Genomic DNA, 13,670 nt, shown 5'->3' with positions numbered 1-13,670 from the left:
GATTAAAAATCAAAGTTATCTGGATCTGGACCTGTGCGCTCATCTTCATTAAGCTGATCGATGACGCCCATCTCATGTGCGGACAGCTCGAAATCGAAGACTTGTGTGTTTTCGATGATTCGGCTCTTCGTCACAGATTTTGGAATAGTGATAATATCATGCTGCAAGTCCCAGCGAAGAATGACTTGTGCCACGGATTTGTCATGTTTTTTCGCAATATCCTGAAGAACAGGATGGTTCAGAAGCTTCCCGCTGCCTAATGGTGACCACGCTTCTACATGAATCCCTTTCTCCTTGCAGTAGTCTCGTAAAGGCTCCTGCGTCAGCTTTGGATGCAGCTCGATTTGATTGACCATTGGCACAACTTCTGCCTCTTCTAATAAATCATCTAGGTGGTGCTGATGGAAGTTACACACACCGATGGCTCGAACGCGTCCATCCTTATACAGCTTCTCTAGTGCTTTCCAAGTATCTTTATATTTACCTTCAACTGGCCAATGAATTAAATAAAGGTCTAATACATCTAGCCCAAGCTTGTTCATACTTGTTTCAAAGGCTTCAAGTGTTGCTTCATAGCCTTGATCACGATTCCAGACCTTTGTCGTAATAAACAGATCATCGCGAGAGATGCCTGATTGCTGAATGGCTTTGCCTACCCCTTCTTCATTTTGATAGGCCGCTGCTGTATCAATGCTGCGGTAGCCCGCTTCAAGAGCGTCTTTGACTGCATTTACAGCCTCATCCCCATCTTTTACCTGCCATACACCAAAGCCTAGCTTCGGCATTTTTACTCCGTTTGCTAATGTGACTGTATCTGTTAATCCACTCATCAAACAAACCTCCGCTTCATTTTTACTTACCAAGCACTATACCCGAATTTTCTATTGATCATGCAAGAAATTTCGCTGGTGTTATTTGATATATTGTCCTATATCGACTTGATTGGCGTCAACGATTTGGTATTCGCTGATCTTATTTTTCGTTTTAGAACCATCATATGTCTCTAAATAAGCTTGATCATAAAAGACGAATCCGTATGTAACATTGCCTTCCTCTAACACCCTAATCCAATAAGACTCTTTTGTTTCTTTTTTAGCGCCATTCGCCTTCTTTAATTTCATACCTGAAAATTCATTCAGCAGCTTTTGAATATCTTCTTTCTTATCTACCACAACTTGCTCATTGTCATGCTCAATTTGAATCGAAGTCACCTTATTCTTATCCAGTGAGGTCACATCATCAAAAGAGTACGTTTTGGCATTGATCATAAAATAAATACCAATTCCTATTAAAACCACTACAACTAAACCAATGATCCACTTTTTCAACCTAGCTCCTCCTTCTATCCACACCACACCTATTGAAACAACGAAGTCCAATCATCCTCCTCAGAGAACACTTGAATCCCGTGCTGTTTCAGCAAGGCGGACGTCACACCATCACCAGCTTTTGTCTTACCGTTAAACTCTCCCTGGTAAATCAGCCGGCTACCGCAAGAAGGGCTGTACTCTTTTAGCACAACCGCTGTTGCTTTCAGAGACTGAACCTGTTCCAGCGTGGCTTTTGCACCTTTTACATACATCTCTGTGACGTCAGTTCCATGAACATCGACAACAGCAGCCTGCCCCCGTAAAACATCATATCCATCTCCGCCAATGATTTCTGCCGGTGGTCTAGGCGTAGAGAAGCCGCCAAGCAGTTCAGGACAAACTGTCACAGCCTTTCCTTCCTGCACAAGCTCTTCAATTCGCTGATCTAATCGATGGCTGCCATTATACCGGACCTTCAACCCAGCAAGACAAGCGCTGACTACAATCACGTCTGTTCCTCATTTTTATGGATTGAACGTTTTCTACTGACCGAAAAATAAATACTTATCGGCAAACAAAATATCGTGTACACCAAAAAGGGCAGAGCACAATACAAAGCAGCAGTCCAAATCGACCCTTCAACTCCAGTAATGCCAAAAAAATAAACATATAATAGCAAGCTGACAAACAATCCAACGAACGGCATGATGGTGGCGGACTTTTTAAAATTTTCCATCATCTCTTTCTCCAAAGAAGCTCCCTCCTTTTGAGCATGATCACGAATAACGTAAATATATGTTAATTTTACCATATAAAAAACCGAAATCATCTCATTTTCTCCGATGGTTTCGGTTTCGGTTTTTTTAATCTATATCTTTTCTTTCCAAGCCTTCAAAAAGCGCTCAATCACTTGTAATTCATCTTCATGAAACTGCTGGAGAAATTCTAAGTAGGACGCGACAGCTTTCTCGTGCAGTTCATCATGCAGCGCTGCCAATTGCGTGCCTTTCTCTGTCAATGAATAGTAGACAGATTTCTTATCCCCTTGCCGGTGGCAATAGTCCACCATGCCTTTATCAATTAGTTTTTTCACAGCCTTTGTAATGGCAGGTTTTGATAGTTTTAGTTGTTGAGAAAGAAATGTATTATTTGATTCGTTTGGATTGGCTTGAATCATCGATAAAATGTGAAGCTGTGTGAGTGTCCAATCTTGCTTGAGTGTATCAGTCGTGGTAATCAGTGGATCTGTTGGATCATTCCGTCTCTTTTCCCTATGCATAATCAGATCTTGAATCGCTTTTAATACAGTCTGCTCTTTAGTTTCCATCTGAACCTCCACTCTTAACTGGTTAATAAAATGGTACTAATAATTAAAAGAGGAGTCAAAAGAAATGTCAGTGTGAGAAAAAGAACAGGCCATCAGACCTGAAAATGGTGTATGTACTTTTCTACTAGTTGACCCATCATGTCACAGCTCCTCTTTCTTTTATTTGCTATAATTCATGGAAAGAAAGGCTCTTTTCGTGTGATGTTGTAATAATATAGAACAGAAAAAAAGCTGCCTATCATGAGGCAGCTATTCAGCACGATGCTGACGATCCATATAAAGTGGCGGTCTCTTCAACGAAATCACCGCACAGCTAAAGGCAATCAGCACAAAAACTGCACCGAATTTCGCCAGATCAACAGATGAACCGGTCATCGTAAACAGGACACCGCCAACCGCTGATCCAATTGAGATACCAATTTGCAAGGCCGATGTATTTAAGCTTTGCTGAATATCAGACGTAACAGGATCTGTTTGAATCAAATAACTCTGCAAGGCAGGCGTTAATGCCCAGCTAAGCGCTCCCCATAGGACAACCATGACCATAAAGAGGACAAACACACCCGCTGTATAAGGAAGGATAAACATCACAACCGCAAATGCGATTGTCACCAGCAAAATGGCTTTCCCTGAACCCAGCTTGTCACTAAGCCAGCCGCCAAACCCATTCCCGCCAATAGAAGCAAGCCCGAAGACCAAATAACAAATACTAATCCAGAACGGGGTCATATGCAGAACTTCCATTAAAAACGGAGTGAAATAAGAATAAAGCATATAATGACCTGCAAGCATAAACAAACTGATCAAATGTGCACTAAAAATTTTCGGATGCCCTAAAGAACGTATTTGCTCTCTCAGAGGTGTGACTTTTTCAACAGGCATTTTCTCCAATAGGAAATAGATCAGCACCATCGATATCGCTGATAAAATACTGATTCCTAAAAACATCACTCTCCAGCCAAAGCTCTCTGTAATAAAAATACCGATCGGTACACCGAGAACAAGTGAAGAACTAATCCCAATAAAAATCAGCCCTAATGCCTTCGCACGATGCGCTGGTTCCACCAATTTAGCTGTGATCGTCAGTGACAATACCACCACAAGCGCTGTACTCATCGCGATCAATACCCTTGAGATCATGACAAGGGCAAAGGTCGAACTAAAATAAGTGAACACATTTCCTAATGTAAACACCAATAACGCTATTAAATAAAGACGCTTTCGTTCGATTTTGGCTGTGGCGGTCAGCAGCACGGGTGCTGAAATGGCATACACAATGGCAAATACGGTGATAAGCTGCCCAGCTGTCGCAAGAGATACATTCAAATCCTCTGCAAGGCTTGGCAAAATGCCCCCGACCACAAGCTCAACTAATCCAACCGCAAAAGTAGAAACGGCTAATAAATATACTCTCCAGTTCATGTCTAACATCCCTTCTATATATCATCGCTTTCACTTTTGATACAGGGCGCAGACAAACAAAAAAACCCTGATTACAAAAAAGGAAAGCGCGCTTTTGTAATCAGGATTTATCGGATCCTGGTAGAAACCCTCAAACCATATTATTGAGGTTATACAAGTCTATTTTTTTCTTCAAATATATTAGCATAGCCTTACATAACTGGCAAGCTGTAAAAATAGGAAATGACTGCAAATTCACGATCACACAAAAGCACTCAGAGCAGCATGACAAGAAACCCCAGAACAACTTGCTTTCTCCTGCATTTACAGGTAAACTGATGAAAAATCAACGAACATTGATCAACGTAGATCTGGAATAGTAGCTTGAATTGACCTTTAACAGAGAGGGAACGGTGCTGAGAAGTTCCTACTGACATCTTCAAGTGAACCTGCCGATTTAGTTCTGTTTCATACAGCGGTTCATACCGTTATCATGATCGAGTGTAAAGCTGTGCTTTAAATTAGGGTGGTACCACCAGGAATGGTCCCTAACTTAAAGCACAGCTTTTTTGTTTTTACAAAGGAGGAACATGCAATGTCAAAGAAACAATTTGTTGAAAAAATCACAAGCATGGAAGACGATTTTGCCCAGTGGTATACAGATGTTGTCACAAAGGCGCGCCTCGTCGATTATTCAAGCGTCAGAGGCAGTATGATCATTCAGCCATACGGCTTTAAAATTTGGGAGAATATTCGCGACGAACTTGACCGCCAAATCAAAGAAACAGGGCATGAGAATGTGTATATGCCGCTCTTTATCCCAGAGAGTCTGCTGCAGCAGGAAAAAGACCATATCGAAGGCTTCGCTCCTGAAGTGGCGTGGGTCACACATGGCGGTGAATCCGAATTACAGGAAAGGCTCTGCGTCAGACCAACCTCTGAAGTACTGTTCGCTGAGCATTACAAAAATATCATTCATTCCTACCGTGATTTACCGAAGCTTTATAACCAATGGGCGAATGTCGTCCGCTGGGAAAAAACCACACGTCCATTCCTTAGAACGCTTGAATTCCTATGGCAGGAAGGACACACATGCCATGAGACTGAGCAAGAAGCGATTGAAGAGACAGAAAGAATGCTTCACATCTACGCTTCTCTTTGCGAAGAGCTCCTTGCCATTCCTGTCATTAAAGGGAGAAAAACAGAGAAGGAAAAATTCGCTGGTGCCCGCTTCACCTATACGGTCGAAAGCTTGATGCATGATGGAAAAGCGCTGCAAACGGCCACTTCTCACTTCTTCGGGAACGGATTTGCCAAAGCATTTGGCATTGAATTCTTAAACCGTGAAGGAAAACTAGAGCATGTCCAGCAAACCTCTTGGGGCTTCACCACAAGAATTATCGGCGCCATGATTATGGTGCACGGCGATGACAGAGGGCTTGTCCTTCCGCCAAACATTGCGCCAGCCCAAGTGCGGATCGTGCCAATCGCCTCTCATAAAGAAGGTGTGCTCGATCATGCCTACGAATTGAAAAATCGACTCACCCGCATCGCACGTGCTGACATCGATACAAGCGATAAACAGCCAGGCTGGAAATTCAACGAATGTGAAATGCAAGGCATTCCTTTACGTGTAGAAGTGGGACCAAAGGATATTGAAAAAGGACAAGTGATGCTCGCAAGACGAGACACTGGTGAAAAGCAAGCTGTCACATTAGATGCACTTGAACAAACCATCACATCCACGCTTGAAGACATTCAACGGACGATGTACGAAAAGGCGAAAGAACGATTACATGAAAAAACATCAGAAGCTCACACAATTGAAGACATTGAGCACATTCTTTCAGAAGAAAACCGATTGATTAAAGCCATGTGGTGCGGTGACGAAGCCTGTGAAAACGACATTAAAGAAAGAACAGGGGCGACCTCACGCTGTATCCCATTTGAACAGGAATCCGTTTCAGACACATGTGTCTGCTGCGGAAAGCCTGCATCTGATATGGTCTTCTGGGCGAAAGCTTATTAAGAATAGGAACGAAAGAGAAGCATCCTTCACGATGCTTCTTTCAGATTGTTGACAAAGGGCTAAAATGATCTTTATTTTAGCCCTTTGTCTTCTTTTCAGCGTGACCTGAAAACCTTTGAAGTCTAGGAAGGACGAGCACCGAAGCGAAGCGAATTTGACATTCGTGAGCATCGGCGCGCAGAACTGACAACGAATGCGAGGGTTTATCTACACGCTGAGGCTTCTTTTTTGTTAAAAAGACCCAAACACCCATTGACCTCACCTGCACGATCCCCTATAATTCATATTAATATAATCGGTTTTTAAGACTTTAACTGGAGTGGTGATCTATGAAGCGCTGGCCCTCACTGTTTGCCGAACGCTGCCCTAAATGTAAAACAGCATTAGAAGTCTCTAAGTCCAATGCCTTACAAGGCAAAGTCGTGAAAACATGTCCCAACCTTCATTATCAAAAAGAGTATCACCCAGCCCTTGAAACATATATCGAGCACGATGACGTCACATAAAAAAGACCAACACGTTTGCTTTGTTGGTCTTTTCTTTATAATAAATCAAGCCAAATTTTGACCGCTGTCGCCGTAATCATCACAGCTAGTGCCCATTGTAAGTAGACGGCATTGATTTTCTGACCGACCTTAGCACCAATCGGAGCAGCTACTAAACTTGCCAGCATCAGCACAACCGCAGGAAGAAGCATAACTTGACCCGTCAATACCTTTCCAGTCGATGCACCGATAGCAGATAGAAACGTAATCGCAAGTGAGGACGCAATCGTCATCCGGACAGGAATTTTTAAAATAGACAGCATCACCGGTACCAATATAAATGCTCCACCCGCGCCTAGCACCCCGGAAACACTGCCAATCACAAAGGCAATACCTGCCGCAAGCCCTTTATGAAAAGTGACTTCTCCCTCTGAGTCTGCACGCTGTCCCTTTTTTGGAATCAGCATGAGGATCACAGCCACTACCGCGAGCAATCCATAGACGAGATTCATCCCATTCTCTGGCATAAAGTGGGAGACATAACTGCCTAATAAGCTGCCCGCCAATATACTGCTCCCCATATATAAAATCAACGATCGATGTAAATATCCGCTTTTTCGGTAGGCCAATACCCCACCCAGCGTCGAAAAAAGCACTTGAATAGCACCAATCCCTGATACCTCGTGAGCTGATAGTGCCATCACACCGACCAGTGGCGGGATATAAAGCAGCATGGGATAGTTGATCACAGATCCCCCGATCCCCACCATTCCTGATAAGAAGGAACCAATACATCCGATGATAAAAAGTGTAATCAAAAACGCAAAATCCACGCTGGTCTCCTCCTTTGCAAAAGGAAAAGGGGATCTTCAGCAGATACCCCTACATCCTTTAGGACCCTTTTCTCACCCAGAACTTCAGCACATGTCCTTCATCCGTCTGCGTGATCAATTCATGTCCGCTTGACTTCGCCCATGCTGCCAAGTCAGCTTTAGCCCCTTTATCTGTTGCATGTATTTCTAAAACTTGACCTTCCGTCAAGTCATTCATTTTTTTCTTCGTCCGAATAATCGGCATTGGGCATGCAAGCCCTGTTACGTCTAAAATTTGATCTGATGTCATTTGATTGTTCCTCTCTCCTTATTTTATTGGACATTACCGAATCGCACAACGGTTTGGACCAATTTCCATTTCACGCTGCGCTTCATCGTCTGGGCTCAGCTTCCCCATATTGGCTTGACGAATGTCTTGATAGGCGTTTGGCTGTGCAGGCAGATTCTTCGTGACCATTTGTCTAAATACGTCTTCATCTTCAATATTCAGTCCATGATTTTTTTCAAATAGAACGCCTAGCTCCTTCCAAACGCTTCCGTTTTCATTGACTTCATCCATGATCATGAAATGCGCTGGCAATACAATGAATTCTTTCGAAAGTGCTCTATATCGGTCATAGAGTGTTTCTCTCAAATCACCTACCCAGTCCTCCGCCATTCCAGCGAGATCAGGTCTTCCAATCGAATCAACGAACAAAATATCACCTGAAAGAAGATATTGATCATCCACGATAAAAGATGTTGAACCGATTGTATGCCCCGGTGAGTAAAGCGGATGAATATCAATGGAAGCCGCTCCAATCGTGATGCGCTGCCCTTCTTCAAGACGGTTATATTCAAAGATCACTTCTTCTGCATCTTTTGGCGGCAGCCAGTAGCTGGCACCAGTCTGTTCAGCCAGTCTTTTCCCACCAGAAATATGATCCGCATGAAGATGAGTATCCAACACTTGCGTGATAGAGACATGATGTTTTTTAGCAAAACGGGTATAGATATCCGTCATTCTAGCTGCATCTACAATTGCGGCTTCTCCATTTGACATGATCATATAAGACAAGCATCCCTTGCCCATCCGCACAAATTGATACAACTCTCCACCGCCGGTTAAATCCCCGATCTTCACTGGCTCTAGATGCTCGCTCCACGCCTTCATACCGCCTTCTAAATAATGGACCGTTCTGCCCGCCTCTGACAGCATCTCCGCCACCATGATAGAGGAGCCTTCCTTGGCACAAACCACCAACACTTCACGGTCATAAGGAATGTGAGATAAAATGCCCTCTACTCCTTCAAGGAGATCAAAATAAGGCACATTCATATGAACGATTGCTTCCCCTTCGATCTTCCAATCCTGAACATCCGCTTGATTTCGCACATCTAGCAACAAAATCGGTTCCTTGTTCACGATCTTTTTTGTTAACTGCTCTGCAGTCATCGCTTTTACCGTCATGTTTCATTCAGCTCCTATTTTTCAATCGCTCCTGTCCAGCTATTCATGCCTGGCACGATGTTCACCAATTGATGAAATCCTTTTTCTTTTAACTTTTGCGCAGCTAATTCACTTCTTCTGCCTGAATGACAGATAAGGTAAATGTCCGTCTCTCGGCTCAATTCCTCCGCACGTTGTTCAACCTCACCAAGGGGAATATGAACAGCTCCCGGAATATGCCCCGCCTCGTATTCATCCAGCTCTCGCACATCTAAAATAAACAAAGATGGATCTTCTTTTACTTTCTGTTGAAAAGTCTCCAAAGACATTTCCGAAATCATGGACTTCCCTTCTTTCTCTTGTTCTCCGCCCTTACGAATCAAATGATGAAGCACCTGACCTTCTACTTTTGTTCCTAAAAATTCGTGGCCGGCACTTTTTGACCAAGCCGCTAGATCCGCTGCTGACCCTTTATCGGTGGCTTGCACTTCAAGTACATCTCCGGGCAAAAGCTCATTCATTTGTTTTTTTGCTTTCACAATCGGCATCGGGCATGCCAGTCCTTTTGCATCTAAAATGACAGTTGGTTGCTGCATGTCATGTCCTCCTTCATATAGGGATAGGGGTATATTTTCATGCGCACTTAATGCCAAGCATTCATGCCACCCTTAATGTTTGTAATTTGAGTAAATCCCTGCTTCTTCAATATTTTCGCCGCCTGCATACTTCTCATTCCGCTTTGGCATATTACATAGACCTCTTTATTTTCCTCAAGCTGAGAAGCTCGTTTCTTCAAATGAGACAACGGGATGTTTTGAAAGCCTTTGATATGGTTTGTTTGAAATTCACTAGGAGAGCGCACATCAATGAGCTGTTGACCTTTGCTTTTCAGCTTCTTTTTCATATGGGCTGCATCCATTTGCTTCACACCTCGTACCGGCAGAAAGCGGCTCACGAGTAATCCAATCACGATGATGAGTAAAATCGTCTGCACCATCCTGTATCACCTCACTAGATAAATAAATTCACACATCCGATTTCAGCTTCTGCTAAATATGCCGCTACACCAGCATATTGAATATCATCTAATAATTCTTTCTCCTGTAATCCTAAAAGATCCATCGTCATTGTACATGCCACGAGATTGATATCCTGTTCCTTTGCCATATCAATGAGCTGCGGCAAGGTCATAGCATTGTGCTTTTTGATCACATGCTTGATCATTTTCGGCCCCATCCCTGTAAAATTCATCTTTGACAGCCCCATTCGATCAGCCCCGCGCGGCATCATCTTCCCAAACATTTTTTCTAAAAATCCTTTTTTCATTGGCACCATCTCATCCTTACGCAAGGCATTCAGCCCCCAAAACGTATGGAAAATGGTTACCTCATGATCATAGGCTGCTGCACCATTGGCAATAATGTAAGCTGCCATCGCTTTATCATAATCTCCACTGAATAACACAATCGTCGTACGTTTTTTCTGTTCTTCCATTCTGCTCCTCCTTCAAATATTACCTATGGGGGTATATAAAAATAAAAAATATATATACATATACCGGTGAGGGTATATTATATCAAGTAAAAAAATCCGTCAACCTCCAAAGGCTGAGGAATTTCTTACCGGCTTTTCACCAATAGCTCAACTGCCTCTTTCACAAGACCTTCCGTATCCTTGCCTTGTTCAAGACTTTCACGAACACATTGCTCAAGATTTGTACTCACAATCACACCCATTGCCCGATCAATGGCATTACGTGATGCAGACAGCTGCGTGACCACCTCGCGGCAATCTTTGCCTTGCTCCATCATCGCAAGAACCCCTTTAATCTGCCCTTCAATCCGGCGAAGACGGTTCTTCATCTGCTGATTATATTCCATGTACCAGCACTCCTTTCTATTCTTTCTATGAACAGATAGTATACCCTAAGAGGTATTTAGTCAAACGACTTGCCCTCCTTTTTATAGAGAAAGGAAAGATCGTATGTGAAAAGAATTGCACATTCCACCATTTATTGATAAAAAGAAGTTAATCAATGCACGAGAAATTAGTTGGCGAAAAGAGGACACACATATGACTTTACATCACTATATTGGTGCTAATAAAGAGCTGCCGCTTGGTATCTTTGGTCAAAAGCCTACCTATAAACCACTCTCTGAACTCAATATCAAAAAGGTTGATAGAAAACGAAAAAAGACCAAAATCTATCAAAAAGAAGAGCCCTTGATAGAAGTATACGAAACAGAAGAGGACTTTGCTGGCATTCACATTGCTTATGTAGATCCGGTCTATGAAGCAGTAAGAGATAAATTCACCCATTCTTTTGTTTATGAATTAGACATCATTCATTCTCTTCGTCCTCTTTTCCTTTTCATTGAAACAGAGCTGTCAAAAGGAGAAACCATTGAAATCTACTCTTGTGTAGACGGTCTGGAAACGAAAGAAAAAGACGATCAATTAGATGTAGAAATTGACCTAAGCAAAAAACGATTTGGAAAACATATCGATTTTAAAGAGATCGATGAACTGATTGATATGTTTGAATTAGAACACTTACAATATGTGCTGGTGAAGAAGTAAAGTTGATAAATTCCTTCCAAATGAGGGATCTTATAAAAAATAAAAACAAAAAAGCAGGTGACCCATGCCAAACAACCAAACACCCAACCAACTCATCAACGAAAAATCACCATACCTCCTTCAACACGCTCACAACCCAGTTCACTGGTACCCGTGGGGGCAAGAAGCCTTCGACAAAGCCAAGCGTGAAAATAAACCGGTGCTTGTCAGCATCGGCTACGCCACTTGTCACTGGTGCCACGTCATGGCACACGAAAGCTTCGAAGATCAGCAAGTCGCTGACATCTTAAATGAGCATTTCATTTCGATTAAAGTCGATCGTGAGGAGCGTCCAGACATCGATTCTATGTATATGTCTGTTTGTCAGATGATGACGGGGCAAGGCGGCTGGCCGTTGAACGTATTTGTCACGCCTGATCAAAAGCCTTTTTATGCGGGGACTTATTTTCCAAAGAGAAGTGCTTACGGACGTCCTGGCTTCATTGAAGCACTGACGCAACTGCTGGATGCGTACCACAACGACCGCGATCATATCGATTCATTAGCAGAGAAGGCGACAAATAATTTGCGGATCAAAGCAGTAGGACAGACAGAAAATACGTTGTCTCAAGAGGCGATCCACAAAGCCTATTACCAGCTCATGAGCAGCTTTGATACGCTGTATGGCGGGTTCGGCTCCACACCGAAATTTCCTGCACCTCATATGCTTTTATTCTTGATGCGCTATTACGAATGGACTGGGCAGGAAAATGCGCTATATGCAGTCACGAAAACGTTAGATGGAATGGCAAATGGCGGTATATACGATCATGTGGGTTCAGGTTTTTCTCGTTATTCAACAGACGAAAAATGGCTTGTGCCTCATTTTGAAAAAATGCTGTATGATAACGCCTTGCTGATGGAAGCTTACACAGAAGCATATCAGCTTACTCAACAACCTGAGTATGAAAAGCTTGTCCAACACCTGATCCACTTTATTAAACGAGATATGATGAATCCGGGCGGCTCCTTTTATTCAGCGATAGATGCAGATTCTGAAGGAAAAGAAGGACAATATTACGTCTGGTCAAAGGATGAGATCATCACTCATTTAGGCGAGGACCTCGGCGTTTTATTCTGCGCTGTCTATCACATCACAGAAGAGGGGAACTTTGAAGGGGCGAACATCCCTCATACTATTTCCACCTCTTTTGATGACATCAAAGCCTCTTTTTCGATCGATGGCCATACGCTTCAGACTAAGCTGCAAGAAGCCCGGCATATTTTAAAATCTGTCAGACAGCAGCGACCCGCACCGCTTGTCGATGACAAGGTGCTCACATCTTGGAATGCGCTGATGATCTCTGCGCTCGCCAAAGCAGGAAGGGTGTTCGGTGCAGAGGAAGCCATCCGCATGGCGAAGCAGGCGATGTCTTTTCTAGAAACACACCTCGTCCAACATGAGCGGCTCATGGTCCGCTATAGAGAAGGTGACGTGAAGCATCTTGGCTTTATCGAAGATTATGCGCATATGCTTTCTGCCTATATGTCCTTATACGAAGCAACCTTTGAACGAGAATGGCTGGAAAAAGCCACAACAGTAGCTGAGAACATGTTTGAGCTGTTTTGGGACAAGGAAAAAGGGGGCTTTTTCTTCTCAGGATCAGATGCGGAAGCGCTCCTCGTTCGAGAAAAAGAAGTGTACGACGGCGCCATGCCTTCTGGTAACAGCACAGCACTCAAGCAGCTTCTCACGCTAAGCAGACTGACCGGACGTCAGGACTGGCTGGACACATTAGAGCAGATGTTCAAAGCTTTTTATGTCGATGTCTCTTCCTATCCAAGCGGGCACACAGCGTTTCTGCAAGGACTCTTGAGTCAATATGCAACAAAAAGAGAGATCATCATTCTCGGGAAAAACGGTGATCCTCAAAAAGAACGGCTTTTACAGGCGCTTCGGAAACGCTTCACGCCATTTGATATCATATTGACTGCCGAAACAGGGCAGGAATTAGCGCAGCTCGCGCCCTTTACAAAAGATTACAAAACAATCGATGGCAGAACCACTGTGTATATTTGTGAAAACTACAGCTGCCGCCAGCCCATTACCAATATCGACGAGGCGATGGAACAATTATTCCACGATTGAGTCTGTCATAAGATGACTATGAGAAGACAAAATGAGGACAAACAGATAAAAAACATGTCAATCCGCTAACAAATTGTCTGTACGGTTTTATTTTTCCTAAAAAACGGTTAGAATGCGCACTAGATGTTCTCATACCGAAGGGAGAGAA

17 protein-coding genes, 1 pseudogene and 1 riboswitch are annotated in these 13,670 nt (G+C 43.2%); of the genes and pseudogenes, 5 read left to right on the top strand and 13 right to left on the bottom strand.

Annotated elements, in window-relative coordinates:
• Positions 1-2: 2 nt before the first annotated feature.
• The 6 genes from C6348_RS12250 to C6348_RS12225 all read right to left on the bottom strand — a co-directional run bounded on the left by C6348_RS12250 (position 3) and on the right by C6348_RS12225 (position 4,059).
• Entirely contained in the window at positions 3-830 is an 828-nt protein-coding gene (locus tag C6348_RS12250; protein WP_106043290.1) for an aldo/keto reductase, read from the bottom strand.
• An 81-nt stretch (positions 831-911) separates the two neighbouring features.
• Positions 912-1,328 carry an MlaD family protein gene (locus tag C6348_RS12245; RefSeq protein WP_106043288.1) on the bottom strand — a complete coding sequence of 139 codons (417 nt, stop codon included), beginning with the start codon at positions 1,326-1,328 and terminating at the stop codon, positions 912-914.
• A 29-nt stretch (positions 1,329-1,357) separates the two neighbouring features.
• Positions 1,358-1,819 carry a 2-thiouracil desulfurase family protein gene (locus C6348_RS12240; protein WP_034664351.1) on the bottom strand — a complete coding sequence of 154 codons (462 nt, stop codon included), beginning with the start codon at positions 1,817-1,819 and terminating at the stop codon, positions 1,358-1,360.
• Positions 1,816-2,061 (bottom strand): hypothetical protein, encoded by a 246-nt coding sequence (locus tag C6348_RS12235; protein ID WP_106043526.1) that lies wholly within the window; start codon positions 2,059-2,061, stop codon positions 1,816-1,818. The genes C6348_RS12240 and C6348_RS12235 overlap by 4 nt, the downstream gene beginning before the upstream one ends.
• 117 nt (positions 2,062-2,178) lie before the next feature.
• Entirely contained in the window at positions 2,179-2,637 is a 459-nt protein-coding gene (locus tag C6348_RS12230) for a MarR family transcriptional regulator (RefSeq protein ID WP_106043286.1), read from the bottom strand.
• Between the two features lie 249 nt (positions 2,638-2,886).
• Positions 2,887-4,059 (bottom strand): MFS transporter, encoded by a 1,173-nt coding sequence (locus tag C6348_RS12225; protein ID WP_106043284.1) that lies wholly within the window; start codon positions 4,057-4,059, stop codon positions 2,887-2,889.
• Positions 4,060-4,136: 77 nt separating this feature from the next.
• Positions 4,137-4,236: riboswitch (purine riboswitch) on the bottom strand.
• Between the two features lie 397 nt (positions 4,237-4,633).
• Between C6348_RS12225 and proS the strand changes: the two genes are divergently transcribed.
• A complete protein-coding gene (gene proS / locus C6348_RS12220) occupies positions 4,634-6,067 on the top strand; it encodes a proline--tRNA ligase (protein WP_106043282.1) in 1,434 nt (477 codons plus the stop codon).
• A gap of 329 nt (positions 6,068-6,396) precedes the next feature.
• Complete coding sequence (locus C6348_RS18905) at positions 6,397-6,573, top strand: hypothetical protein (RefSeq protein ID WP_189293938.1); 177 nt, start codon at positions 6,397-6,399, stop codon at positions 6,571-6,573.
• A gap of 35 nt (positions 6,574-6,608) precedes the next feature.
• Here the strand turns inward: C6348_RS18905 and C6348_RS12215 are convergent, their stop codons facing one another.
• The 7 genes from C6348_RS12215 to C6348_RS12185 all read right to left on the bottom strand — a co-directional run bounded on the left by C6348_RS12215 (position 6,609) and on the right by C6348_RS12185 (position 10,694).
• Complete coding sequence (locus C6348_RS12215; RefSeq protein WP_106043280.1) at positions 6,609-7,385, bottom strand: sulfite exporter TauE/SafE family protein; 777 nt, start codon at positions 7,383-7,385, stop codon at positions 6,609-6,611.
• Positions 7,386-7,443: 58 nt separating this feature from the next.
• Positions 7,444-7,674 carry a sulfurtransferase TusA family protein gene (locus C6348_RS12210; protein WP_034664361.1) on the bottom strand — a complete coding sequence of 77 codons (231 nt, stop codon included), beginning with the start codon at positions 7,672-7,674 and terminating at the stop codon, positions 7,444-7,446.
• Positions 7,675-7,707: 33 nt separating this feature from the next.
• Entirely contained in the window at positions 7,708-8,835 is a 1,128-nt protein-coding gene (locus C6348_RS12205) for an MBL fold metallo-hydrolase (RefSeq protein WP_106043278.1), read from the bottom strand.
• 14 nt (positions 8,836-8,849) lie between these two features.
• A complete protein-coding gene (locus C6348_RS12200; RefSeq protein WP_106043276.1) occupies positions 8,850-9,410 on the bottom strand; it encodes a sulfurtransferase TusA family protein in 561 nt (186 codons plus the stop codon).
• Positions 9,411-9,457: 47 nt separating this feature from the next.
• Entirely contained in the window at positions 9,458-9,811 is a 354-nt protein-coding gene (locus C6348_RS12195; RefSeq protein ID WP_106043274.1) for a rhodanese-like domain-containing protein, read from the bottom strand.
• Positions 9,812-9,825: 14 nt separating this feature from the next.
• Positions 9,826-10,308, bottom strand: coding sequence for a DsrE/DsrF/DrsH-like family protein (locus C6348_RS12190; RefSeq protein WP_106043272.1), 483 nt, complete (start codon positions 10,306-10,308; stop codon positions 9,826-9,828).
• Between the two features lie 125 nt (positions 10,309-10,433).
• A complete protein-coding gene (locus tag C6348_RS12185) occupies positions 10,434-10,694 on the bottom strand; it encodes a metal-sensitive transcriptional regulator (protein ID WP_003217059.1) in 261 nt (86 codons plus the stop codon).
• A gap of 193 nt (positions 10,695-10,887) precedes the next feature.
• On the opposite strand from C6348_RS12185, the gene C6348_RS12180 reads away from it, so the two are divergent.
• From C6348_RS12180 to C6348_RS19230, 3 genes and pseudogenes are all read left to right on the top strand, one after another.
• Positions 10,888-11,394 carry a hypothetical protein gene (locus C6348_RS12180; RefSeq protein ID WP_106043270.1) on the top strand — a complete coding sequence of 169 codons (507 nt, stop codon included), beginning with the start codon at positions 10,888-10,890 and terminating at the stop codon, positions 11,392-11,394.
• 64 nt (positions 11,395-11,458) lie between these two features.
• Positions 11,459-11,950: pseudogene (locus tag C6348_RS19075) on the top strand (thioredoxin domain-containing protein); the annotation flags it as partial.
• 84 nt (positions 11,951-12,034) lie between these two features.
• Entirely contained in the window at positions 12,035-13,522 is a 1,488-nt protein-coding gene (locus C6348_RS19230; protein WP_317615471.1) for a thioredoxin domain-containing protein, read from the top strand.
• The last annotated feature ends 148 nt before the right edge of the window (positions 13,523-13,670 follow it).

The sequence above is a fragment of the Bacillus sp. YBWC18 genome, from assembly GCF_002998775.1.
Lineage (GTDB): Bacteria > Bacillota > Bacilli > Bacillales > Bacillaceae > Bacillus.
The sequence above is the reverse complement of the archived record's forward strand: the minus strand, read 5'-3'. Positions and strand labels throughout refer to the sequence as shown.